Here is a 22,460-nt window from a genome sequence, read left to right on the forward strand (position 1 = left end):
ATTCAAATGGATAGTCAATTATTCTAATAATCCTGCCGGTATTTTTCCATCCACTTTTGGAAATGAAATACCAAGTAGTTTTACCATGATGGGCGTCATATCGCGCAGGTTCATTTCTTCTATTACAGCGCCTTTACGAATGCCCGGGCCATGGGCTATCAGGCCGGTGCGGATATTTTTTGTGTCGGGAAAATGTCCGTGTGTGCCGCCCTTGCCGGGCTTTACGGCATTGCCTGTGCTGGCTGAGCTGAATGCAGCGTCATGCTCTCCGCTAAGCGCAAAGGCAACATTCGGGTTATAGCGGCCTTTGGTCAATTGCTGCCTGGTGATGATGCGGAAATACTGCCTCACGCTATCGGGCTGTGCTACTAATAATGTTTTTACCTTATTGATGGTAGCTTTATCAGACGGGTCTTTCAGGTACAGGTAAGCAGATCCACCTACTGAATTGAATTGCGCTTTCCAATCGCCTGTTTTAAGGTCAGTGATCAACCCGGCTTCTTTCAGCCATACGTTGGGCGAGATCATCTTCTTTACATCATAAAACCCATGATCGCCACCAACAAGGAGTACCGTGTTTTCCCATATGCCTGCTGTTTTCAAGGCATCTATGATAATGCCTACGGCAGCATCGGCATCAGCCACCGCTTCCTGTACACGTGCTCCGTAACGGCCTACAGCATGTTCCGCACCGTCGACAGAAAATACGTGAATAGTCATTAGCTCAGGCTTGCTTTTCTTTATTATATACGCGGCTATCTTAGCGATATTCTGGTTTTTTCCTGCATCTATCTTGTCAACACCGCCGAAAATTTCTTTTTTTACCTCGGCATAAAAGCCCTGAGGCAAAGAATATTGTTCGCGAACCCCATCGCCTAGGCTGCCTATGTCGGGAATGTTGTAATCTACAGGAGCATTGGCAGATACGGGCCAGTAGAGTGATGCAACGGTCATGCCTTTTTCTTTCGCCGCTTTCCAGATGGTAGGTGCATGAATGGAGCTATCCTGCCAGTAAGGCTGTTGCGGCGCTCCGTCAGGGGTAAATATGTTGTTATAGAAAACACCATGCTTCGCGGGTTGCACACCCGTAACAATTGTGGTATGCGAGGGATAGGTCATGGAAGGAAACACACTGTTTACCCCTTTAGCATAAGCCCCGTCATTCATTAGCGTATGCAGGTTAGGCGTTTGCCATTCGCTGTCGAGGTAAAAATCTGGGCGGAACCCATCAATGGTAATAAATATAACGTGTTTGGCAGTTTGTGCCATAAGCTGACCTGTTGTCATCAACAAGGCAAGTAGTGCGATTGATAGTTGCTTTTTCATATTTAATCCCATCCAAGTTTGCGAGAGTTAAGGTAGCTCCGTAAATTGGAATAACGAACAGGGTAAAGGTGTTTGTAATTTTGTTAACTTTTTATGATATTATGATTATGTAATTCGGCTGAAGTAGCGCCTAGCGGCACTATCAAAACATACTCGTTTGCTTGCCCTTTTTTGGCACAAACAGGGTATAGTCATATTCTGGCATCACACGGCCTGCTAGAAAGCGGTTACAGGACATTCTGTACATCTGGTGGATAGATTGTGCCACCTGCCCCTCGCCGCTCATACGACGGACAAAATCGCTGTCGTTCAGTTTGCCGTCATGGCATGATTTTATCATGTTCAGCACTTTCTCTGCCCGGTCGGGAAAAGCCTTGTATATCCAATCGCTGAATATTTCGGCAATGCTGCCGTTGAGCCGCACAATGGTAAAACCTGCCGATAGAGCCCCCCTGTCGGCCGCGGCTTTGATAATATTGGGTACCTCATTGCTATTAAGCCCCGGAATAATGGGGGCTGCCATTACCCTTACCGGTATGCCTTGCTCAGAGAGTTTTTGTATCACTGCCAGCCTGCCGGTAGCAGTTACCGTGCGGGGCTCCAATTTTTGGCGTAATTGTTCATTTAATGAGGTAACCGATACATTTACATGCACCAGGTTCATGGCTGCCAGTTCGGTAAGTATATCGAGGTCGCGCAGGATCACGTTGTTTTTAGTAATAATGCTTACCGGGTTCCTGTATTTTAAAAATACCTGCAGCAGGTTACGGGTTATTTTTAGCCGGCGTTCAATAGGCTGGTAACAATCGGTATTGCCCGAGAGCATAATGCATACCGGCTGGTAGTTTTTTTTATTGAAGTACTGCTCAAGCAGTTCGGGCGCATTACGTTTTACGATGATCTTGCGTTCAAAATCGAGCCCGGCGCTAAAACCATAATATTCATGACTGTTGCGGGCATAGCAATAAATACAGCCGTGCTCACAGCCCTGGTACGGGTTTATGGAGTACATGTGGCTCAAATCGGGGCTGTTTGATTCGCTGACGATCTTTTTGGGGCTTTCTTCAAAAAGTTGCGTAGCGGTATTTTCAAGCAGGGGTTCGTCTAAACCTTCAATGTGCTCGGCTACATACTTGTTTTTTAAAAATTTGTTGTGCGTATTCAGCTGCGCTCCCCGGCCTTTAAAAAAGTCGGGATTTTCTTCCTGTGCCATCAAACAAATTTGCTAATATTTTTAGCAAATTACAAGTCGATCAGTTTATTTTTTATACTGTAAAGTACCAAGCCAACACGGCTCTTTATCTGTAGTTTTTCAAAAAGCTGGTCGCGGTAGCTATCGACGGTGCGTACGCTGATGCACATGGTGTCGGCGATTTCTTTGTAGGTGAGTTCGGTGCCGGTTAACCTCAGGAATTCGATTTCGCGCGGATTTAATTTTACCTGCGATGTTTTATCATTGTTGAAATTATTCAGCAAATGATGGGTAACAAAATCAGGGTAATACAGATCGCCATCGGCAACTTTAAGTAACGCGGCTTCAAACTCATGGGGTTCAGCATCCTTAAGCAAATAACCTTTTACGCCCATTTTAACCATGGCGAGCACCTTTTCGGCATCTTCAAACATGGATAAAATAATGGTGCGAATAGATGGCTGAAATTTTTTGAGCCATTGTGCTGTTGATATGCCATCCATAACCGGCATATTAATATCAAGCAAAACAATATCAGGCATTAATCCTGAATTTATTTTATCAACCAGTTCCTTACCATGTGCAGCTTCAAACAGAATATTGTAGCGGTTAAAGCTCCCTACCAGCGATGCAATGCCGCTCCTGAAAAGGCGATGATCATCAACCAGGGCTATTTGAATTGGTTCTGTTAGCATAAGTTTCTTGTACGTGTGGGTTGAGCGACAACTTAACGCTGCAGCCATTGCCTGGTGCGCTGTTTATAACCGCTTCAGCACCAATTAACGCCGCCCTGTTTACAATGTTGCGTAAACCCGATCCGCTTTTATCAATAAGCAATTCAGGCTGAAAGCCAACCCCGTCATCTTCGATGGTCAAATTAAACATTTGTTCCTTATAATACAAACTGATTTTGAAGTTGGCGGCCTGGGCGTATTTAAGAGCATTGTTTAATGTCTCCTGAAAAATCCTGAACAAAACCAGCTCACGCTGTTCGCCAAGCGGATAAACAACGCCATCAGTTAAAAGCAATAAGTTAATAATACCGCTTCTGTTAATGCGGTCGGCTTCCATTTCTAATGTTTTTACCAGACCAATGGCGCTGATGTGTTCAAAGCTAAGGCTTTTTGAAAGGTTACGCAAGTCGCTGATAGACTGGGCTATGAGTTCGCGGTTATCGTTGAGCTTTATTTTATCATTACCTTCAATATTTCTACCCAATACGCCCAGGTTTAGCTTTACGAATGATAGTACCTGGGTTATATTATCATGGAGCTCGCGGCTGATCTGGTTAAGTGTTTCTTCCTGAATTTCCATGCGGGTTTTAAGCAGCTCCTGTTGAAACGATGATTTCAAATGTTCCTTTTCGAGTAAGTTCTTATTCTGCTTTCTTTGATAAATCAATAAAAAACTGACAATGAACACACCGAGCATCATTAACATGGCGGTGCCGGCAATCAGTATCAGGATAACTTCTTCGTCCTTGAAAAGCATAGGAATGAAACTGCTAAAAGTGAATATAAAAATATACAGCCTACGTCGCAAATTACTTTGGCCACCAGATAAAAGTGATAGTTATTTACATACATCATATAGCTAAAAAAGGCATAATAGAAAAAATTTGTTAATGCATAAAATAACAGGCCTATAGTAGCGTAAAAAGGGGGGTAACTGAGCAGGTCGAGATATTCGTCGGAATTATTGATCAGGTTGTAATAATAAATACATACCAGGGTGGCTAATATGGTGTTTTGTACTACAATGGCTATTGTTCCTAAGGTCCAGAAACCCTGTATAAAAAACATGTCGATAAGCGTTAATACAATACCTGCAGCAATGGCTATATAGACCTTTTTTCTGTAGGCTTTTCTTTTATCTAAAGACGCCATAAATTGCCCGAACACGATCATCTCTATAATTCCTTCAAAATTGTTGCACCATGCGTTTGTGTTATGCCAATTAAGCCAGTTAAACAAATTAACGTATTCGTAAATAATAACAAAGGACAGAAATGGAAGGAATATTCTGAAGTTTTGATCAAGTTTTTTATAAAAGCGTAAGCAGCTTATAAAGGCAAGTAGTTCAAAAACGAAATACAAATAATCTAACATCAGCAGTAATAATGACCTTTAAAAGAAAAAGCTAAAATAGAATATTCATTTTAGCTTTTTAGAAGGTTAATTACGATAACAGGTATATTTTGTTAGCAATATGGCGGACAAGCTTTGCCCCTGTTAAATGGTTCCATGCCTTCATCGGTATCAGTCAACGCGCTATTGCTTGCAATAGCATCCGTATGTCCATCACCTTTATCAACTGTACCCATAATAATTGCGGTGGTTTGATTAGGGTAATGTGGCTCGTCATGGTCATAAGCTGCCAGGTAAATTCTTACGCCGGTAGCACTTGCAGGCAATTTATTAATGAAATCTTTAAAATGATCAAGGGAGATCCAGATAGACTCAGTGTCGTTAATACTATGAGCCTTATCAATGAGTTGTTTCCTGGTAGCATGGTAATTTTTTACCATTTTTTTAGCGGTAGTTAATTCAATCTGTTCCATCAGTTTGTAGTTTTTAGTTATACCAAGCTACTAATTCCATAATAAAGTACGGGTGATTTTTTAATGAGTTGTGTACGATATTAACAGAATTAAACAGCCTGGGCTGGGATTAAGGAACTAAATTAGCGATCAAAAAGCAAAGCGGTGCAACTTACTTTTGATAATTTATGATTAAATAATAGCTTTTTCTTATAAGTTATAAATTATCGTAAAAGGCTCGTAATAATTAACTTATTGCTAAGAGGTAACGCTGTCATCCAGTAAAAAAACGAAGAGCTCTTTGGGGCCATGAGCGCCGAGCACAAGCGTTTTTTCAATATCGGCTGTGCGGCTTGGCCCGGTAACGTTACTGATCATGGAAGGTAATCGCGATCCGTATTTGTTTTTCAGGAGTTTAAAGCCATCCTTAAGATCGAGAACCATTTGCGATGTGTAGGCCAGCACAATATGTACGGGAGGATATATGCTTAAGCGCCTGCCCGCCATATTTCCGTTTGACAGCAGGATACTGCCATTGCGGGCTATTAATGCTTCGCAGAAGGTAAAACCAACCTCGGCCTGTTCAAAGTCTTTGTCGGTTTCATAAAAAGGATATTCAAAGCGGGTTAGTATTTCCTGTAAGCCAGGTTCCCAGCAGTATATTTTATGCCAGCTGCGTTCTTCGGCAAGGGTAAGCAGTGTTTCAATGAATTGTATTTCATCCTCGCAAAAAACAAATTGCCCGTTAACAGCGGTAAATTGCTCGGCGAAAATTACTTCGGGAATTTCATCAGCAGGGGCATAATGCGGCAGGTCTTCCAGCTGGGGATATGGGTTGTCCCGCTTTTCAAGAAGCGCCTTGCGTATTTTTTTAAGAAGCTTTTCTTTTGATGTAGTAATATCCCTCATAGTAAAAAATAAAGCCACCAGCTTGCTGGTGGCTTTTTTAATTTATGCTTTGGAGTCTTGCCCGTCAACCCTTGAAAGTTCAGGGTTGGTAATGTTTTCGGGTATGGCGTTGTTATCAACGTCGGGGTTTAGCGCAGCTTCACCGTTCACAAATTTATCATAAGTGGTACGTTCATCAAAAGGCCGTTTACCCAATATCTCTTCCAGGTCTGACTGGAACAGCACTTCTTTCTCCAATAGCTTTTGAGCTATCTTCTCCAAACCGTCGCGTTTTTCATTCAACAAATCTTTTGTTTTCTGATAAACAACATCAACCAGTTTGCGCACTTCGTTGTCAATCATTTCGGCAGTGGTATCAGAGTATGGTTTGTTAAACTGGTACTCACCCTGCGGGTCATAGAATGATACGTTACCTACACTATTGTTCATACCATAAATTTTGGTCATGGCATAAGCAAGCTTGGTAATACGTTCCAGATCGCTCAACGCGCCGGTAGATATTTTACCGAAAACGATGTCTTCGGCAACGCGGCCACCCATTGATACGCTCATTTCATCGAGCAATTGCTCTGTGGTATATAAAAACTGCTCTTTTGGCAGGTATTGAGCATAACCCAGGGCGGCAACACCACGGGGCACAATAGAAACCTTTACCAATGGGTCGGCATGTTCCAGGAACCAGCCGGCTATAGCGTGACCAGCTTCGTGGTAAGCAACAATGCGTTTTTCTTCGGGAGAGATGATCTTGTTTTTCTTTTCGAGGCCACCGATAACACGGTCAATAGCATCCTGAAAATCGGCCATATCAACAGCTTCTTTGTTTTTACGGGCGGCTATTAATGCAGCCTCGTTACAAACGTTAGCAATTTCGGCGCCGGCAAAACCTGGTGTTTGGGCTGATAATTTTTTAGCGTCAACACCATCTGATAACTTAATAGGTTTTAAATGCACCTTAAATATTTGCTCACGGCCAATCAGATCGGGCTTGTCAATAGATACTTGTCTGTCAAAACGGCCCGGGCGTAATAACGCCGAATCCAGCACGTCCGGACGGTTGGTTGCCGCCAGGATAATAATGCCCGAGTCGGTACCAAAACCATCCATTTCAACCAATAACTGATTCAGGGTGTTTTCGCGCTCGTCATTACCGCCTACTATATTGTTTTTACCACGGGCACGGCCAATGGCGTCAATCTCATCAATAAATATGATACATGGGGCCTTATCCTTAGCCTGGCGGAACAAATCGCGCACACGTGATGCACCCACGCCCACAAACATCTCCACAAAGTCAGATCCTGACAGCGAGAAGAAAGGTACCTGTGCCTCGCCGGCAACCGCTTTGGCCAATAAGGTTTTACCTGTACCAGGTGAGCCTACAAGCAATGCTCCCTTTGGTATTTTACCACCAAGGTTGGTGTACTTTTTAGGGTTTTTAAGAAAATCGACAATTTCCATTACTTCCTGTTTAGCCTCTTCAAGGCCCGCCACATCGTTAAATGTTACCGACACCTGGGCTTCTTTATCAAACAGGGTAGCTTTTGATTTTCCGATATTAAATATCTGACCGCCTGGGCCACCGCCAGAACCGCCACTCATGCGGCGCATGATAAATATCCATACACCAGCAAACAGGATCACCATAATAACGCCTTGCACCAGCCAGTTAGACAAGAAACTTTCATGCCCCTGCTCGTACTGGATAGGAACTTTCTGCTCTTCGGGCATATCTTTTTCAGCATTAAGAACAGACTGCTTTAGGCTTTCGTATGAAGCATCGGTAAAAGTGTACTGAGGGCCGTTATTGGCTGTATTGAACAAACGCTGCTCTTTATTGGCATTTGCGTATTGAGGTTTTTTCAGGCTTTCTTTTTTAATGTAAACCTCTGCAACCACCAGGTCGCCGCTTTTGTAGGCTACCAGCTTTTCAACATCGTTGCCTTTTAGCATAGTCTCAAAATCCTGGAAATTGATGTTTTTGCCTGAGCCACCGCTTAATAGCGTAGGTACCAGCAGGAATGCTAAAATCACAATGCCATAAAGCCACATAATGTTAAACTTAGGTGGTTTAGGTGGCGATTTTTTATTTAGTATCTTCCTAATAGGTCTCGGACTTTCTGATTTATTATCTTTATCTTTCATTTCTTTCGTTACGAGCTCAAACTTACAATCTATAATTTAAAAATTTACAAAGGTTTAGTACCATGACTCTGCCCGGCAGGTTTTTGTGACGAATGTTTAAGCACTTTTATAATATTTAATTTCGGCATCACCCCACAAATCCTCTACGCCATAAAATTCACGTTTATCGGTTCTGAACACGTGGACCACAACGTCCACATAATCAAGCAGTATCCACTCTCCATATTCCAAACCCTCTTTTCGCCAGGGTTCTACCTGTGTGGCTTTGAAAATCTCATCTTCAATACTGCCGGCAATAGCTTTAACCTGGGTGGTTGAATCGGCATGGCAAATCACAAAGTAATCTGACACCGAACTGAATATATTACGAAGGTCTAACCTTACAATATCATTTCCCTTTTTTTCCTGTATGCCATGTATGGCAAGCTCTGAAATATAGGTTGACTGATTTAACACTTTGTTTTTTACCATCAAAAAGAATTAGTTTTGAACGTTTTTGAGTTAAAAATTATTATACTTTGCAAAATAACATATTTTCGGCATTATTTGTTGGTCAAAATTTAGTAACAATTAAAGAAGTTGATTCAACCAACACTTTCCTTAAGAATTTACTGTCAAATTCCAAGCCATTGCCCGAAGGTACGGTCATTATGGCAGAAAGCCAATATGCCGGCCGTGGCCAGCAGCAAAATAAATGGCATAGCGAACCCGGAAAAAACCTTACATTCAGTATATTGTTAACGCCTGGTTTTCTGCCGGTTATTAACCAGTTTGATCTTAACCGCGTAGTTAGCCTGGGGGTTTTTGATGCGCTTGAACCTTACCTGGGTAGCAAGTTAAAGATAAAATGGCCAAATGATATTTATTATGACGATCGTAAACTCGGTGGCATACTCATTGAAACCCATATACTGAGCGGGCATATAAAGCATGCCATTATAGGTATAGGCCTGAATATAAACCAGGAAAGTTTTGACGCAGGTGCAGGTAATGCCATATCGCTAAAGCAAATCTTACATAAGGATTATGATTTACGAACAATATTATCAGAAATTTGCGCCCATATTGAGGCTCATTACCTTAGTTTAAAGGCAGGTAGGTTTTTAGCTGTCAGGGAAGTATATTTATCCAGGCTGTATTGGTTAAACCAGCAGAAGTATTTCAGATCAAATGATCAGGTTTTTGAAGGTATAATCAGAAATGTGAAGGATGAAGGTTTGCTGGTTGTGGAAAATAATAATGAGCAGCAGGAGTTTAGTTTAAAACAAATTGAATTTTTAAATAAATAGTTAAATGAAGAAGGTACTGTTGGTAATTATGGCGCTTGTGATTTGCGCGGGGGCCTATGCCCAGATTGAAACGCCCGTAAGATGGTCATACGCGGCAAAAAAGTTGAATGATAAAGAAGCCATTGTGTTTTTAAAGGCCACTATTCAACCAAGCTGGCATATATACTCCCTTAACGTTAAGGATGGCGGCCCAATAAAAACCTCTTTTGAGTTTACCCCTTCAAAATTATATGCGCCGGTAGGTAAACCATCTGAACCGGCCCCGGTAACCAAATTTGAAAAAGCTTTTAATATGAATGTAAGCTACTTTGAAAAAGAGGTAGTTTTTCAACAAAAAATAAGTCTTAAATCGGCTAAGGCTACAAATGTTACAGGTAAACTTACCTACATGACCTGTAACGATAAAAAATGCCTGCCACCAGAAGATGTTGATTTTAATATTCCTTTAGGCAAATAATTTACCTTGAGGAAATAGCAATGAAACTGTTCAATAAAATTAACTGGCTGCCAACGTCGCTTGCTTTAGTAAGCCTACTCATTATATTTGGCATAAATGCCCCGCGGCCTGCTTATGCCATGCAGAAAAGCGATAAGGACACAACCATATCAACCAGCGATATTCAATTTACCGATATACCAACCGCGGCCGATAGTATAGCCATACGAAAAAAAGCCGCTGATTCCGCGGCAAAAGCTGCCGCGGCCAAACCTGCACCTAAGCACACCAGCCCCGAGCCCGAAAAGCCCAAGACCCTTTGGCAGATATTCATATTTGGACTTTTGGGTGGGTTTACCGCAGTAATACTGCCTTGTATATATCCGTTGCTGCCATTAACCGTAAGTTTTTTTACCAAAAAAAGTGGTAGCCGGCAAAAAGCAATTGGCCAGTCCCTTATTTATGGTGCATCCATTATTGTTATTTATGTTACACTGGGCTTGCTGATATCTATCATTTTTGGGTCAGATGCTCTTAACCAGTTGGCAACAAACGGCATATTTAACATATTCTTCTTTTTGCTGCTTATTGTTTTCGGCATTTCGTTTCTGGGGGCATTTGAAATTACACTGCCCAGCTCGTTAGCCAATAAACTGGACGAAAATGCCGATAAAGGTGGTCTCGCGGGTATATTCTTTATGGCATCAACGCTTGTAGTGGTGTCATTTTCATGTACGGGGCCAATTATAGGGACGCTTTTGGTTGACGCTGCATCAAAAGGCGACCGTTTAGGACCTGCTATTGGCATGTTTGGCTTCGCTCTGGCACTGGCCTTACCATTTACCATATTTGCTTTATTTCCCTCTGCCTTAAAAAGCCTTCCTAAATCGGGGGGGTGGCTTAATAGCGTAAAGGTGATTTTAGGTTTCCTGGAACTGGCCTTTGCATTAAAATTTTTATCAAATGTTGATCTGGCCTATCACTGGAACTGGTTTGACCGTGAGATATTTTTATCACTGTGGATAGCCATTGGTTTAATGATGGGGCTTTACCTTATTGGCAAGATCAAGTTTTCGCATGACAGTGATGTGCCCTATCTGTCCATACCACGAACATTTTTGGCTATAATGGTATTTGCATTTGTAATATATATGGTGCCAGGACTATGGGGTGCGCCTTTAAAATCAATCAGCGCGTTTCTGCCGCCAGAAGCAACGCAGGATTTTAACCTTTCAAGCGTACCAGATGGTTCCGGTTCTTCTTCCTCAAGCTCAACTACTGCGCCGGTACTGGCAGGCATTGGCGAAAAGAAGTATGCCGGCAGCTATACCCGCATAAAAACCCGCGGACTTGATTCGTGGTACGACTACGACCAGGCTTTGCTGGTATCAAAGGCGACACACAAGCCAATACTGATTGACTTTACCGGATTTAACTGTGTAAACTGCCGTAAAATGGAAGCAAACGTTTGGTCGGATCCGGAAGTATTCAGGCGGCTCAAAAATGATTTTGTACTGTTGCAGCTTGTGGTTGATGATAAAGCAGCGCTGCCGGCACAAGAGCAATTTGTTTCTGACTATAGTGGTAAAAAAATAACCACATTGGGTGGTAAATGGAGCGATTTGGAAGCCAAAAGATTTAACTCAAACTCGCAGCCTTTATATGTGATGCTTGATAGCGACGGTAATTTTTTAAAGGATGCCAACGGCGCCGATATCCCAACTTCACCGGCCGATTATGACATAGCCAGCTACATCAAATTTTTAGACAGCGGTATAGCGGCTTTCAAAAAGTAGCCACATCGTAAAAAAATAAAGCGTAAATTCGCGGCAAGTTTTAAGGCTTGGCCGCGTTTTTTTTATGTGCATAGCTTAAAACGCTTAATTTAAATTATTAATTTTTTAAGGTAGGGTTCCTACTTGCCCGTACAGAATAAAAAATGACGCAGATTAAAAACATCGGACTTTTTACATCAGGTGGCGACGCGCCGGGAATGAATGCTGCCATAAGGGCGGTTGTACGTACGGCTGTATATTACGACATTGAAGTTACCGGTATACGCCGTGGTTATGACGGCATGACCAAAGGCGACTTTATACCGATGAACCGTAAATCAGTATCAAACATCATACAACGCGGCGGCACTATTTTAAAAACTGCCCGCTGCGATAACTTCAGAACAGCCGAAGGGCGCAAACAAGCTTACGACGAATTAAAGAAACAAAACATTGATGCCCTGATTGCCATTGGCGGCGACGGTACCTTTACCGGCGCCAAAGTATTTGGCACCGAGTATGATATACCTATAATTGGTTTGCCAGGTACTATTGATAATGATTTGCTGGGTACCGATTTTACTATTGGTTATGATACCGCCATTAATACAGTTGTGGAAGCGGTGGATAAGATCAGGGATACTGCCGAATCACATGACAGGTTGTTTATAGTAGAGGTAATGGGCCGCGATTCGGGCCTGATTGCCCTGAGAACCGGTATTGCCGCCGGGGCTGAGGCTATACTGATTCCAGAAAGTAAAAGCGGTTTGGAAGGGTTGTTTAACAGGCTTGAACATGGTCGTAAAGACAAAACCTCGAGGATAGTAATAGTCGCCGAAGGTGAAGAAGCTGGTGGTGCATTTGAAGTTGGCAGGTTGGTTCAGGAAAAATTTCCTCATTATGATACCCGCATTTCTATTTTGGGCCATATACAGCGCGGCGGCGCACCAAGTTGTATGGATAGGGTGCTGGCCAGCAGAATAGGCGCGGCAGCAGTTGAGGCTTTAAGGGATGGTCACCGTAACGAGATGATAGGCATTATTCATAATGAGATTGCTTACACACCGTTTGAACATGCCATTAAACACCATGTAGATATAAACCCTAACCTGTTAAAGCTGGTTGAAATATTATCTATGTAAGCATTGCTTACAAGCAGGTCAATCGCCGGTAAAGGTGTGGTCACCTGTAAAAGTATGGTCAACAATAAGGCGTATCACGTCGTCAATCTCGGTGCTTACAATGTGCAGGTAATCCATTATTTGCCTGTTCTCGGGATTTTCGGGGTTTTCCATGTCAATAATGTTCATTAATCCCAGCATGCTTGCCACCGGTCGCCTTAATTCATGTGAGCTTAATGTGGCAATATTACGCATGCGTTTGTTTTGGCGCAGCAATTCCTGCTCAGCCTTAAGTCTGCGGGTTATGTCACGTGCAAAGCAACCAACACCCATAATGCAACCCTTTGAACTGTAAATGGGATTGAAATTTATTTCGAAGAACAATTGTTCATTTGAGGCATTGTGGACACTTTCCCTGATAATGGTATAATGCTCACCTTTTAATGCGCGTTGGTAGTAGGTTTGCCAATCATCAATAACCTGTCTGGGCAGCCGGGCATGGGTATAAGAACGGTCGCCTTTTTTGGGGGCTGTGCCGGTAAGATGCGCCATTTGCTTTATATAAGCGTTGTTCATGTAAACATAACGGCTTTCGGCATCAACAGACCAAATTTGGTCTGTGGTATTATTAATTAGTGCTTCAAGGCTGTTTTTAGCGCTTATGGCTTCTTCCTGGGCATGTTTTTTTTCGGTTATATCCTTCACAAAAACAGTCAGGCCCTCGGCCGACGGGTAAACCGACACATTGAACCATCTATTTGCCCCGGCAAAGTCTTCGGTAAATTTGATACTCTGCTGGTTGTTTTTTGCTTTATAAAAGGACTGTTCAAAGCCTGTATTTACGATAGACGGGAAAATATCCCATATTACTTTATTAAGTACCTGGCCGCGGTTTTTGAGGGTCGTTTTTTCAAAGGCAGCATTTACGCGTACAAATTTCCAGTCGTTATCAACAATAAAAAACGCATCGGTTATGCTCTCAATAAAGGTGTCGAGCTTTTGCGATGTTTTTTTTATTTCCGCTTCGGTTTTTAGCCGGTTGGTAATATCATGGCCAATACCCTGTACGGCGCAAACCTGGCCGTTTTCGTCAACTATTGATATTAGTTCCCATTCGGTATCATGTAAATTTCCGCATGCATCGGGTTTTTTGTGTAGCAGCGGAATAATTTTACCGGGGTTATTAACGCATTTGGTGAAAGCTTTTTTGCAAAGGCTAACTTCCTGCGGTATAGTGGTAGTTGAAAAATGTTTTCCTAATATGTCTTTGGCTTTGTAACCAAACGCCTTAAAATATTGGCGGTTTGCAAAAATATAATTGCCATTAATATCTATCCTGATCAGGAAGCTGGTTTGTGAATCAATAAGAGAGTTTAAAAACTGCTTGCTTAGTCCGGCGTTTTCATGTTGATGCAGCTTTTTGGGAGCAACTGCGGGTTTGTTGTTACCAGGCTCCTCCTTAATGGTACTGAGCAAAATTTTGTGTCCGCTGCATTCATCAATAAAGAGGCTCTTTTTGTCATTAATGGTTTTGATGGTTTGCTGCGGTGTCCTGATCTGGTAGATTAACTCCACCGGATTGTTTTCGGTAAGGCAATTAATGAGCTTTTTTGTACAGGCAATATCCTTATCGTCAATCAGGTTTTCCCATAGGCGATAGTCGTGATTTAGTTGACCGGCAGTTATACCCAAAACGGCAGAAATTCCGGGGCTTATAAACAAATACTTTTGTTCGTCAATGTCAAAAGCAAGTGTACAGTCGCCAAGTGTAACATTTGTATGGGAATGCATACTTTAAATTAAGGATAGCGGGCCAATTTTATAAAAGTAGGGCATTTTTAATGTGCGCTTATCTTATTAATGTAACAATTTTGTTGCAACATCATTCCAGTTATCAACTCTTTCAAAGTCGGTGATGAGCATGTTATGCGGCGAGGTAAACAATAGCTTACGCCCTTTAAAGGTCACAAAGTTTTTTATACGGTCGTCAATCATAATATCCACATCCACAATTTTATGTCCGCAAAAAATAATGTTGGTCCACGAGATGAATGGAAAATGCTCATTGAGCCATTCCAGCTTATCTTCGAGCGAGTTTTTAAACTCCATGGCGGCCGATGCTATATATACGTCGTATTTTTCGGTTAGCGCTTTTACTACTTCCTGGCTGCCGGACATAACCGGTAAATCGCGAAAAAAGCCTTTTTCATTTATATACTGTCTTAACGAGCTGCTTAGATGTGGCGGCAATATTTCATGGAATTCCTTGCCATGCATATCGCCCAGTGATATGGTGGTTTGGTGCCGGGCTTCGTACAGGTCAATAAACTTGGCAATGGTGTCGGCCATAACCTCATCCATATCAATAGCTATGCGTAATTTTCTGTTGATGCTCATTGCGGCTGAAATTGCAATTTTTTTCAAAGAAAGCATAGCGCAATGTGCTTTAATAAATAATTAATTATTAGGGCTTTAAATTATTACAAATAATTTATACCTTTGCATCCCCGCAGAAAGAACTCCGGGGACATGTTGAATACATAAAAAGAAGAAATGGCAACTAAGATCAGACTGCAAAGACACGGTAAAAAAGGTAAACCTTTTTACTACATCGTAGTAGCAGATGCCCGCGCTCCACGCGACGGTCGTTTTATTGAGCGTTTAGGTTCATACAACCCAAACACTAATCCTGCAACTATCGACATTAATTTCGACAAAACTTTAGCTTGGGTTAACACAGGTGCCCAGCCTACCGATACTTGTCGCGCTATCCTTTCATACAAAGGCGTGCTTTACAAAAAACACTTAGAAGGGGGTGTTAAAAAAGGTGCTTTAACCGAAGAACAGGCTACAGCTAAATTTGCTGAGTGGACTGAGCAAAAAGAAGGTAAAATCACCGGTAAAAAAACCAACTTGCTTTCTGCAAAAGACGAAGCGCGTAAAGCTGCTTTGGCTGCTGAAGCTAAAAAGAAAGAAGAAAAAGCTGCTGCTATTGCCGCTAAAAATGCTCCTGTTGCTGAAGAAGTTGCAGAAGAGGAAGCTCCGGCAGAAGATGCTGCTGCTGAAACAGACGCTGCTGCTGAAAGCGCAGAATAATTTTATTATTAAGACTTACTTAATGGCGAAGCAACCTACAGGTTCTTCGCCATTATTTTTTAATCCATATTTTTCATGAAGACTGAAGATTGTTTCAGGGTAGGCAGTATATTAAAAACCAAAGGCCTCAAAGGCGAAATGCAGATTTATGTTGACTTTGATGGCCTTGACGCCATAAAGTTTGATGCCTTATTTATTGATATAGCAGGCAAGTTGATCCCTTATTTTGTGACATCAATTAAATACCTGCAAAAAAGTAATGCCTATTTATACCTGGAAGATGTGGACATCATTGAAAAAGCAGCTTTACTGGTAAAAAAAGACATCTACCTGCCCAATAAGCTAAAGCCCAAAAAGAAAAAGAGTGAGTTTACCCTGAACGATGTTAAAGGCTTTATTGCCATTGATGAAGCCCATGGCGAACTTGGCGAAATACTGGAAGTGCAGGAATACCCACAGCAATTAATAGCCACCGTTCAATATCAAAATAAGGAAATTCTGTTCCCGCTGAATGTGGATATTATTAAAGGTATTGACGTAGAAGCCGGCGAAATTTACATTGACCTGCCCGAAGGGCTGCTCGATGTTTATTTGTCTGAATAACTCTTTTTGTCATCCTCAGCGCAGCGAAGGGTCTTCTTCGACATAAGCCTCTCTGCTATTTTAAATTTGGAGGCCTGGTGCAATTGGACGGACGATCATAGCTGCTGACAAACACAAAGTCCAATAACAGCAAATAGCGTATGCTATTTATTCTCGTTAGTTTTTTTATGAATAACGGTTAAGTGTTCATACTTACGTAAAGCGTCCCTTACAATGCAAAGTTCATATTGAAGTTTGTGCAATACTTCCTGAATTTCCGCAACCTGCTGCGCCAATAGCTTCTCGTCCGCTAACAACATTTCATATTCCGTAGGTTCGCTCATGTTTAATTATTTCTTAACTTTTACGGGTTTGGGCAAAAAATGGGTGTGTTACAAAGAAAAATTTTGAAAATGTGTTTGAATACACAAAGGGATTATTTTTAGATTAATTTTTTTGTCCAATATATTTGACTTTTGTAAAGTTTGTTTTACATTTGGTAAACCAAGCTTGACAATCATGAAGCCGCTGTTCTTATTTCCATACTGGTGCCGGTATTTAGGATATATACTGGTTGTAGTACATATACCAATTGTGCTATACAAAAACGAAATAGGTTTTGATATGCACGGTGCCGATGCCGGCATCTTTAACAGCAGGCACGTGTTTTTTATGCTGACCACCTTGCTAATGGCTGTGGGTTTATTTATAGCAGCTTTTTCAAAGGAAAGAATTGAAGATGAGCAAATAACGAAATTGCGGCTCGATTCATTACAATGGGCCGTTTATGTCAATTTTTTGTTTTTGATTATCAGCCTGGTTTTTTCTACAGATACTGAGCATATATTGTTTTTAAATTTACTGGTCCCCCTTGTATTCTTTATTATCCGGTTCAGGTGGAAGATTTTCCAGAACAACCGCTTAATTAACGAGTAGCCATTATGAAAAACAATATACGCGTAGAGCGCGCCATCAAAAATATTACCCAGGCCGACCTCGCCGAACTGGCAGGGGTATCGCGCCAAACTATTAATACCATCGAGAGTAATAAATACGTGCCTTCAACCGTGCTGGCCCTCAAAATTGCTCGCATATTTGGAAAGCCCGTTGAAGAAGTGTTTATATTAGAGGAAGAAGATTAAAAACCAGCCAATTATGCAAACCAAGCCAACTTTTGCCCCTGAATTAATTATCCCGAATGGTGTAACTGATGTTAGTTTTTATACCAGCGTCTTTGGCGCTACTGAGCTACGGCGTTTTAGCAACGATGATGGCTCTATTCATGTAGTGGAATTGTCTATAAACGGAACCCTGTTTCATTTGCATGAAGAAACGAGTAATTTCTCGGCCGTTCGTCCGGATAAATATGACAGCACTACGGTAATCATCGGCCTTTTTGTTGACGATGTGCACGCAGTTGTAGACCGGGCAATAAACGCAGGCGCTGAAATGCTATCACCGGTACAAGACTATGATTACGGCTACCGGCAGGGTAGAATAAAAGACCCTTTCGGGCATCACTGGATGATTGAAAAGGCTATTTGATTAGTTGATAGATACAAGACGTTAGAAACATTCATTTTAACTCCTTACTATGGCAGACAGACCTACCTATGGAAATGGCAAAATATGCTATATAGAAGTGCCCGCAAGTGATATTGCAGCATCCGCCGTGTTTTTTCAAAGCGTTTTTAACTGGCGCGTCCGAGCTGATAATGCCGGGAATACTTCTTTTGATGATGGTGTTGGAGAGGTAAGCGGCATGTGGGTAAGCGGTCGTAAACCCATGGCTGAGGCTGGTTTTATCATATCCATTATGGTTGATAACGCCGAAGCAACTATCGAACTCATAAAAGTCAATGGGGGCGGCATCGTTAAACCCATCATAAAAGGTGAACCCGAAATAACCGCCCATTTCACCGACCCCGCCGGAAATTTGTGGGGGATATATCAGCACGGGGGGTAGATTGGATATGCGGATGTACAGATTTCAGATGTGCAAATGATAACTTACATAATGAGATGCCGAAACAGGTTCACTATGACTTTTCTCGTTTAATATTTGCACATCTGATTTCATATCCGCACATCAACCAATAATCCGCATATTTGCACATGCGTTTTGATATCATATCCGTTTTGCCCGATCTGCTGGTGAGTCCCTTTGCACATTCTATTTTACAGCGTGCGCAAAAAAAAGGCATCTCCGAAATTCATGTACATAACCTGCGCGATTACGCTACCAACAAGCAAAAAAGTGTAGATGATTATCCGTACGGCGGCGGCAGCGGCATGGTCATGACTATACCTCCCTTTGCGGCCTGTATTGAAAAGCTAAAGGCCGAAAGAGAATACGACGAAATCATTTTTATGTCGCCCGATGGCGAGCGCTTAAATCAGGCCATTGCCAACCAGTTGTCCATTAAGGGTAATATCATCATTTTATGCGGACACTATAAGGGGATTGACCAGCGCATCCGCGATATTTATGTAACCCGCGAAATCTCCATAGGAGATTACGTACTCTCAGGAGGCGAATTACCGGCGGCTGTTCTGGTAGATGCGGTTGTAAGGCTGATCCCCGGTGTGCTGAGCGATGAAACATCGGCTTTGAGCGATTCGTTCCAGGATGATATGCTCGACGCACCCGTATATACCCGGCCAGCCGACTGGAACGGCCATAAAGTTCCCGATATACTGCTGAGCGGAAACACCCCCGAAATTGAAAAATGGCGCTTTGAACAGGCCCTTGAACGCACCAAAACTCGCCGCCCGGATCTGCTGGAATAATGTTTTCAAATAACGTCATTGCGAGGTACGAAGCAATGACGAAGGTTCTTTTATTTCAGCTTATTATCTGCAAAATATATCATCCCCTTGTGCATAAATGATGCAAATTCCGGATCGGTTTTTCCGTCAACGGTAGTATAACGCTCATCGGCAATATATAATTCAGCAAGACCTTTGTAGGTTTCGGCCTTAAGGTCGGTAGGGTCAGATACACCCCAAAAGCTCCGGATATTGGCATAGTGCCGTGCAATTTGCTCCTGTACCTCATCGCTTTCGGGCGCTTTATTTGCCAAAGTCTTAAGCTTTTCGGCAATATCCTTTTGGTCGGCTTTTAGCTGGCTCAGGTCAAGCTTGTCCATTTCGAGCAAAGCATTTTCTGATCGCAGTACGGTGTCCTCGCCCCATTTGTCCACAGCTTCTTTGCGCCAGGCCACGGCTTGTTCCTTGGGCAGGCCCTCATATAGTTCTTCCAGATTATTCATGGTTTTGTTTTTTAGATTATTCATGGTTTTGTTTATGGTTTTTAACAGTGTGTTTAACCGATCTCTCCGGGCCAGCAAGGCGGTTTGGTGACCAGCAAGGGCTTTTGCAATATCAAAATGCGGATCGTTTAAAATATCAGCAATCTCCTTCAGCGGAAAATCGAGCTCACGGTAAAACAATATCTGCTGTAGCCTTAATAATTCGTCCGGGCCATATTGCCGGTAACCGGCACGGGTACGTGTGGCGGGTTTTAATAAACCCATTTTATCGTACAGGTGCAATGTTCGCACGCTAATCCCGGCCAGCCGGGCAATTTGTTTAACAGAATAATGGGATGTAGTTTGCATAAACCATTTGTTTAATTACAAAGCTATGGTATGACGCAAGGTAAGAGTCAAGAACTTTTTTCAAATTTTTTAAAATTGCGTGGATACTTTTTTTATTAGCTTTGAAACTCCTGTAATAGTGAGAAATAGCCCCGCGGCTTGTTAAAATGGGCTTATCTCTATCCGCGTTTTGTTAGTAAAATATAAAATGTGGAAATTTTTAAAATACGTTTTTATTTATTAAAAAAATTCCCTATAATTGCAATCCGATTTTTACGGGCTAAAAATCGCTTTAAGAGCTAAAAATCATGGATTTAGTAAAATTTGTTGAAGAGCAATCAGTAGAAAAAAAGCAGTTTCCTTCCTTCAAGGCTGGCGATACTGTAAGTGTGCATTATAAAATCAGAGAAGGAAATAAAGAACGTGTTCAGGTTTACCAAGGTGTTGTTATTCAACGTAACAGTGCTGGTAATTCTGAAACTTTTACTGTTCGTAAAGTTTCAAACGGAATAGGTGTTGAGCGTATCTTCCCTATTAACTCTCCAAACATTGATAAAATTGAAGTGAACAGCCACGGTAAAGTGCGTCGTTCTAAATTATACTACCTGCGTGCCCTTACTGGTAAAGCAGCTCGTATCAAATCAAAAAGAGTTTAATTTCCCGCATCCGTTTATAGCGGATGTATATTTGATATTAAAAAGGCCTTTCTGGATTTTTTCCGGGAAGGCCTTTTTTATGGCAAAAATTTAATTTTTGTCTTGTCTTGCTGACGCAGTGAGCATCTATTCTGCAATACGCTTTAACTTGTCATGCGTAAAACGCAGACAACCGAACGAAGTGAGCTCATTAATACTAAAAAATAATAAACACATTAATAATCTCTATACTGTACAGGGCGGATAGTGCCTGTCGCAGATCGCTCAATTGCCGCTGAAGGCTGTTGCTTTGTCATGATACAAAGTAACCAAAGATCAAGTCAGCAGAAATGCTTCTTTGCGCACAAGGCCCTTGCCCTGCAATCAGTCAGAACCACGGCTGCAATTATTTTGCCCCACTTCGTTCACACACGCCCCACTTCAGCAAAAACTTGCTATGCCCCTGCAGTCGCACCAGCCAACAGGTTCTGCCTGCTTTTACCCGAAGCTTATCTGCTGACCAAGGAGAAGATTCATCTCCCCATGCCATTGGTACGAAGCAATCGCGAACAATACGGGGGGCCTTATTATCCTGAAACTGATATACAAACCAATTGTCATGCAACGCAGTGAAGAATCTTCTTCAATATGCTTGCGGGAGATGATCCTTCGTTCAGGATAACAAAAGTAACCATGTCATTGCGAGCGATAGCGCGGCAATCTCGGTTTATGCCCTATGAGATTGCTTCGTACCTCGCAATGACATGGGAGGGAGATAAACACAAAAAAGCCGGTTCAAAAACCGGCTTTTTGCGTTTTATGTAGCTTAAACTATTCTTCCTTTTTATCCTTATCCTTTGGAGCTTTAGCAGCAGCCGGTTTTTTAGCGGGCGAAGCTTTCTTTGCTGGTTTTTCGGGCGCTTCATCCGCAGCTTCTGCCTCCGGATGGTCAATCACCAGGGGGAGGTCTTCCTGGTTCTCGGCGTTTTCTATTACGGTTGGCTCGGCATCGGCAACCGGAGCTTCAGTAGCGGCGCTGAGTGTTTCTATAGGTACTGATTTAGCAGCAGGCTCTGCTTCGGTAACACTGGTTAGCGCGCTGGGTAATTCGGCAAGAATCGTACGGCCGCCTTTCACCACGTCGCCTATGTTTACCAACACTTTTGAACCTAACGGTAAAAATACATCGACCCTTGAGCCAAATTTGATAAAACCAAACTGCTGGCCCTGCTCCACTATATCACCCTCTTTTACATACCACACAATACGGCGCGCCAGTGCACCCGCAATTTGCCTGAACAGTACCGATACCCCTTCGCTGTTTTGCACACAAATGGTGGTACGCTCGTTCTCGGTTGATGATTTGGGGTGCCAGGCTACCAGGTATTTGCCCTTATGGTACTTAAAGTAGCTCACCACGCCCGATACTGGGTTGCGGTTCACATGCACGTTTACCGGCGACATGAAAACCGACAACTGGATGCGTTTGTCTTTCAAAAACTCGGTTTCTTCGGTTTCCTCAATCACTACCACTTTACCATCTGCCGGGCAAAGCACGGTTGTTTCATCTGCGCTGATGTCAAAGAAAGGACTGCGAAAAAACTGCACGATCACTAAAAAGAACAGTGCCGACAAAATGTAGATGATCCATTTTAAAGTATGCGCTTCGGGCATATAAAACTGTACTAACGCGTTTATTACGAAAATGAACAGTACTGTTAATGCCAGTGAGGTGTATCCTTCTTTATGAAAAGTCATATTATAGATGATTGGTTTATTACTATTTTGGTATAAGGTATTTAGTATCAGGTATCAGGAT

At 42.3% G+C, this 22,460-nt stretch carries 25 protein-coding genes and 1 pseudogene; 12 read left to right on the forward strand and 14 right to left on the reverse strand.

Annotated elements, in window-relative coordinates:
- Positions 1-18: 18 nt before the first annotated feature.
- The 9 genes from SNE25_RS02715 to rsfS form a co-directional block, all read right to left on the reverse strand.
- The gene (locus SNE25_RS02715; protein WP_321563554.1) at positions 19-1,326 is read right to left on the reverse strand and encodes an alkaline phosphatase family protein; all 1,308 of its coding nucleotides are present in this window, start codon (positions 1,324-1,326) and stop codon (positions 19-21) included.
- Positions 1,327-1,468: 142 nt separating this feature from the next.
- On the reverse strand, positions 1,469-2,539 hold the full coding sequence (locus tag SNE25_RS02720) for a PA0069 family radical SAM protein (RefSeq protein WP_321563555.1): 1,071 nt from the start codon (positions 2,537-2,539) through the stop codon (positions 1,469-1,471).
- Between the two features lie 29 nt (positions 2,540-2,568).
- Positions 2,569-3,213, reverse strand: a complete 645-nt coding sequence (locus tag SNE25_RS02725) for a response regulator transcription factor (RefSeq protein WP_321563556.1) — start codon at positions 3,211-3,213, stop codon at positions 2,569-2,571.
- Entirely contained in the window at positions 3,179-4,009 is an 831-nt protein-coding gene (locus SNE25_RS02730; protein ID WP_321563557.1) for a sensor histidine kinase, read from the reverse strand. Before SNE25_RS02730 ends, SNE25_RS02725 begins: the two co-directional genes overlap by 35 nt.
- The gene (locus SNE25_RS02735) at positions 3,979-4,626 is read right to left on the reverse strand and encodes a hypothetical protein (protein ID WP_321563558.1); all 648 of its coding nucleotides are present in this window, start codon (positions 4,624-4,626) and stop codon (positions 3,979-3,981) included. Before SNE25_RS02735 ends, SNE25_RS02730 begins: the two co-directional genes overlap by 31 nt.
- Positions 4,627-4,718: 92 nt before the next feature.
- On the reverse strand, positions 4,719-5,078 hold the full coding sequence (locus SNE25_RS02740; protein ID WP_321563559.1) for a hypothetical protein: 360 nt from the start codon (positions 5,076-5,078) through the stop codon (positions 4,719-4,721).
- A gap of 237 nt (positions 5,079-5,315) precedes the next feature.
- On the reverse strand, positions 5,316-5,966 hold the full coding sequence (locus SNE25_RS02745) for a LutC/YkgG family protein (RefSeq protein ID WP_321563560.1): 651 nt from the start codon (positions 5,964-5,966) through the stop codon (positions 5,316-5,318).
- Positions 5,967-6,008: 42 nt separating this feature from the next.
- Positions 6,009-8,108: an ATP-dependent zinc metalloprotease FtsH gene (gene ftsH, locus SNE25_RS02750; protein ID WP_321563561.1), complete on the reverse strand. Its 2,100-nt coding sequence runs from the start codon at positions 8,106-8,108 to the stop codon at positions 6,009-6,011.
- A gap of 96 nt (positions 8,109-8,204) precedes the next feature.
- Complete coding sequence (gene rsfS, locus SNE25_RS02755; protein WP_321563562.1) at positions 8,205-8,579, reverse strand: ribosome silencing factor; 375 nt, start codon at positions 8,577-8,579, stop codon at positions 8,205-8,207.
- Positions 8,580-8,626: 47 nt separating this feature from the next.
- Between rsfS and SNE25_RS02760 the strand changes: the two genes are divergently transcribed.
- The 4 genes from SNE25_RS02760 (at position 8,627) to pfkA (ending at position 12,750) form a co-directional block, all read left to right on the forward strand.
- Positions 8,627-9,397, forward strand: a complete 771-nt coding sequence (locus SNE25_RS02760) for a biotin--[acetyl-CoA-carboxylase] ligase (protein WP_321563563.1) — start codon at positions 8,627-8,629, stop codon at positions 9,395-9,397.
- 4 nt (positions 9,398-9,401) lie between these two features.
- Positions 9,402-9,854, forward strand: a complete 453-nt coding sequence (locus SNE25_RS02765; protein WP_321563564.1) for a protein-disulfide reductase DsbD domain-containing protein — start codon at positions 9,402-9,404, stop codon at positions 9,852-9,854.
- 20 nt (positions 9,855-9,874) lie between these two features.
- Complete coding sequence (locus tag SNE25_RS02770; protein ID WP_407666981.1) at positions 9,875-11,629, forward strand: protein-disulfide reductase DsbD family protein; 1,755 nt, start codon at positions 9,875-9,877, stop codon at positions 11,627-11,629.
- A 143-nt stretch (positions 11,630-11,772) separates the two neighbouring features.
- The gene (gene pfkA, locus SNE25_RS02775) at positions 11,773-12,750 is read left to right on the forward strand and encodes a 6-phosphofructokinase (protein ID WP_321563565.1); all 978 of its coding nucleotides are present in this window, start codon (positions 11,773-11,775) and stop codon (positions 12,748-12,750) included.
- 18 nt (positions 12,751-12,768) lie between these two features.
- On the opposite strand, the gene SNE25_RS02780 is transcribed toward pfkA, so the two are convergent.
- Positions 12,769-14,520, reverse strand: coding sequence for a PAS domain S-box protein (locus SNE25_RS02780; RefSeq protein ID WP_321563566.1), 1,752 nt, complete (start codon positions 14,518-14,520; stop codon positions 12,769-12,771).
- Between the two features lie 66 nt (positions 14,521-14,586).
- Complete coding sequence (locus SNE25_RS02785; RefSeq protein WP_321563567.1) at positions 14,587-15,126, reverse strand: 5' nucleotidase, NT5C type; 540 nt, start codon at positions 15,124-15,126, stop codon at positions 14,587-14,589.
- Positions 15,127-15,282: 156 nt separating this feature from the next.
- Here SNE25_RS02785 and SNE25_RS02790 point away from each other — a divergent pair, with 156 nt between their 5' ends.
- Together SNE25_RS02790 and rimM are read left to right on the forward strand one after the other, a co-directional pair.
- Positions 15,283-15,825, forward strand: a complete 543-nt coding sequence (locus SNE25_RS02790; RefSeq protein ID WP_321563568.1) for a 30S ribosomal protein S16 — start codon at positions 15,283-15,285, stop codon at positions 15,823-15,825.
- Between the two features lie 75 nt (positions 15,826-15,900).
- Positions 15,901-16,428 carry a ribosome maturation factor RimM gene (gene rimM / locus SNE25_RS02795; protein WP_321563569.1) on the forward strand — a complete coding sequence of 176 codons (528 nt, stop codon included), beginning with the start codon at positions 15,901-15,903 and terminating at the stop codon, positions 16,426-16,428.
- Between the two features lie 143 nt (positions 16,429-16,571).
- Here the strand turns inward: rimM and SNE25_RS02800 are convergent, their stop codons facing one another.
- Positions 16,572-16,751 carry a hypothetical protein gene (locus tag SNE25_RS02800; protein WP_321563570.1) on the reverse strand — a complete coding sequence of 60 codons (180 nt, stop codon included), beginning with the start codon at positions 16,749-16,751 and terminating at the stop codon, positions 16,572-16,574.
- Positions 16,752-16,926: 175 nt separating this feature from the next.
- Here SNE25_RS02800 and SNE25_RS02805 point away from each other — a divergent pair, with 175 nt between their 5' ends.
- From SNE25_RS02805 to trmD, 5 genes are all read left to right on the forward strand, one after another.
- Positions 16,927-17,343 carry a hypothetical protein gene (locus tag SNE25_RS02805; protein ID WP_321563571.1) on the forward strand — a complete coding sequence of 139 codons (417 nt, stop codon included), beginning with the start codon at positions 16,927-16,929 and terminating at the stop codon, positions 17,341-17,343.
- A gap of 5 nt (positions 17,344-17,348) precedes the next feature.
- Positions 17,349-17,549 (forward strand): helix-turn-helix transcriptional regulator, encoded by a 201-nt coding sequence (locus SNE25_RS02810; protein WP_321563572.1) that lies wholly within the window; start codon positions 17,349-17,351, stop codon positions 17,547-17,549.
- A gap of 13 nt (positions 17,550-17,562) precedes the next feature.
- Positions 17,563-17,952: a VOC family protein gene (locus tag SNE25_RS02815; RefSeq protein WP_321563573.1), complete on the forward strand. Its 390-nt coding sequence runs from the start codon at positions 17,563-17,565 to the stop codon at positions 17,950-17,952.
- Positions 17,953-18,001: 49 nt separating this feature from the next.
- Positions 18,002-18,373: a VOC family protein gene (locus SNE25_RS02820; RefSeq protein ID WP_321563574.1), complete on the forward strand. Its 372-nt coding sequence runs from the start codon at positions 18,002-18,004 to the stop codon at positions 18,371-18,373.
- Positions 18,374-18,522: 149 nt separating this feature from the next.
- Entirely contained in the window at positions 18,523-19,197 is a 675-nt protein-coding gene (trmD, locus tag SNE25_RS02825; protein WP_321563575.1) for a tRNA (guanosine(37)-N1)-methyltransferase TrmD, read from the forward strand.
- Between the two features lie 50 nt (positions 19,198-19,247).
- On the opposite strand, the gene SNE25_RS02830 is transcribed toward trmD, so the two are convergent.
- The gene (locus SNE25_RS02830; RefSeq protein WP_321563576.1) at positions 19,248-20,027 is read right to left on the reverse strand and encodes a MerR family transcriptional regulator; all 780 of its coding nucleotides are present in this window, start codon (positions 20,025-20,027) and stop codon (positions 19,248-19,250) included.
- A 287-nt stretch (positions 20,028-20,314) separates the two neighbouring features.
- Between SNE25_RS02830 and rplS the strand changes: the two genes are divergently transcribed.
- On the forward strand, positions 20,315-20,662 hold the full coding sequence (rplS, locus tag SNE25_RS02835) for a 50S ribosomal protein L19 (RefSeq protein ID WP_321563577.1): 348 nt from the start codon (positions 20,315-20,317) through the stop codon (positions 20,660-20,662).
- A gap of 1,083 nt (positions 20,663-21,745) precedes the next feature.
- Here the strand turns inward: rplS and SNE25_RS02840 are convergent.
- Positions 21,746-22,399, reverse strand: a pseudogene (locus tag SNE25_RS02840) (phosphatidylserine decarboxylase family protein); the annotation flags it as partial.
- Between the last annotated feature and the right edge of the window lie 61 nt (positions 22,400-22,460).

This window comes from Mucilaginibacter sabulilitoris (assembly GCF_034262375.1).
GTDB classification, from domain to species: Bacteria; Bacteroidota; Bacteroidia; order Sphingobacteriales; family Sphingobacteriaceae; genus Mucilaginibacter; species Mucilaginibacter sabulilitoris.

Excerpts from the sequence above, each read along its gene's own strand:
- SNE25_RS02715 (WP_321563554.1), bottom strand. The coding sequence starts at position 1,326 with ATGAAAAAGCAACTATCAATCGCACTACTTGCCTTGTTGATGACAACA.
- SNE25_RS02720 (WP_321563555.1), bottom strand. The coding sequence starts at position 2,539 with ATGGCACAGGAAGAAAATCCCGACTTTTTTAAAGGCCGGGGAGCGCAG.
- SNE25_RS02725 (WP_321563556.1), bottom strand. The coding sequence starts at position 3,213 with ATGCTAACAGAACCAATTCAAATAGCCCTGGTTGATGATCATCGCCTT.
- SNE25_RS02730 (WP_321563557.1), bottom strand. The coding sequence starts at position 4,009 with ATGCTTTTCAAGGACGAAGAAGTTATCCTGATACTGATTGCCGGCACC.
- SNE25_RS02735 (WP_321563558.1), bottom strand. The coding sequence starts at position 4,626 with ATGTTAGATTATTTGTATTTCGTTTTTGAACTACTTGCCTTTATAAGC.
- SNE25_RS02740 (WP_321563559.1), bottom strand. The coding sequence starts at position 5,078 with ATGGAACAGATTGAATTAACTACCGCTAAAAAAATGGTAAAAAATTAC.
- SNE25_RS02745 (WP_321563560.1), bottom strand. The coding sequence starts at position 5,966 with ATGAGGGATATTACTACATCAAAAGAAAAGCTTCTTAAAAAAATACGC.
- ftsH (WP_321563561.1), bottom strand. The coding sequence starts at position 8,108 with ATGAAAGATAAAGATAATAAATCAGAAAGTCCGAGACCTATTAGGAAG.
- rsfS (WP_321563562.1), bottom strand. The coding sequence starts at position 8,579 with ATGGTAAAAAACAAAGTGTTAAATCAGTCAACCTATATTTCAGAGCTT.
- SNE25_RS02765 (WP_321563564.1), top strand. The coding sequence starts at position 9,402 with ATGAAGAAGGTACTGTTGGTAATTATGGCGCTTGTGATTTGCGCGGGG.
- SNE25_RS02770 (WP_407666981.1), top strand. The coding sequence starts at position 9,875 with ATGAAACTGTTCAATAAAATTAACTGGCTGCCAACGTCGCTTGCTTTA.
- pfkA (WP_321563565.1), top strand. The coding sequence starts at position 11,773 with ATGACGCAGATTAAAAACATCGGACTTTTTACATCAGGTGGCGACGCG.
- SNE25_RS02780 (WP_321563566.1), bottom strand. The coding sequence starts at position 14,520 with ATGCATTCCCATACAAATGTTACACTTGGCGACTGTACACTTGCTTTT.
- SNE25_RS02785 (WP_321563567.1), bottom strand. The coding sequence starts at position 15,126 with ATGAGCATCAACAGAAAATTACGCATAGCTATTGATATGGATGAGGTT.
- SNE25_RS02790 (WP_321563568.1), top strand. The coding sequence starts at position 15,283 with ATGGCAACTAAGATCAGACTGCAAAGACACGGTAAAAAAGGTAAACCT.
- rimM (WP_321563569.1), top strand. The coding sequence starts at position 15,901 with ATGAAGACTGAAGATTGTTTCAGGGTAGGCAGTATATTAAAAACCAAA.
- SNE25_RS02800 (WP_321563570.1), bottom strand. The coding sequence starts at position 16,751 with ATGAGCGAACCTACGGAATATGAAATGTTGTTAGCGGACGAGAAGCTA.
- SNE25_RS02805 (WP_321563571.1), top strand. The coding sequence starts at position 16,927 with ATGAAGCCGCTGTTCTTATTTCCATACTGGTGCCGGTATTTAGGATAT.
- SNE25_RS02810 (WP_321563572.1), top strand. The coding sequence starts at position 17,349 with ATGAAAAACAATATACGCGTAGAGCGCGCCATCAAAAATATTACCCAG.
- SNE25_RS02815 (WP_321563573.1), top strand. The coding sequence starts at position 17,563 with ATGCAAACCAAGCCAACTTTTGCCCCTGAATTAATTATCCCGAATGGT.
- SNE25_RS02820 (WP_321563574.1), top strand. The coding sequence starts at position 18,002 with ATGGCAGACAGACCTACCTATGGAAATGGCAAAATATGCTATATAGAA.
- trmD (WP_321563575.1), top strand. The coding sequence starts at position 18,523 with ATGCGTTTTGATATCATATCCGTTTTGCCCGATCTGCTGGTGAGTCCC.
- SNE25_RS02830 (WP_321563576.1), bottom strand. The coding sequence starts at position 20,027 with ATGCAAACTACATCCCATTATTCTGTTAAACAAATTGCCCGGCTGGCC.
- rplS (WP_321563577.1), top strand. The coding sequence starts at position 20,315 with ATGGATTTAGTAAAATTTGTTGAAGAGCAATCAGTAGAAAAAAAGCAG.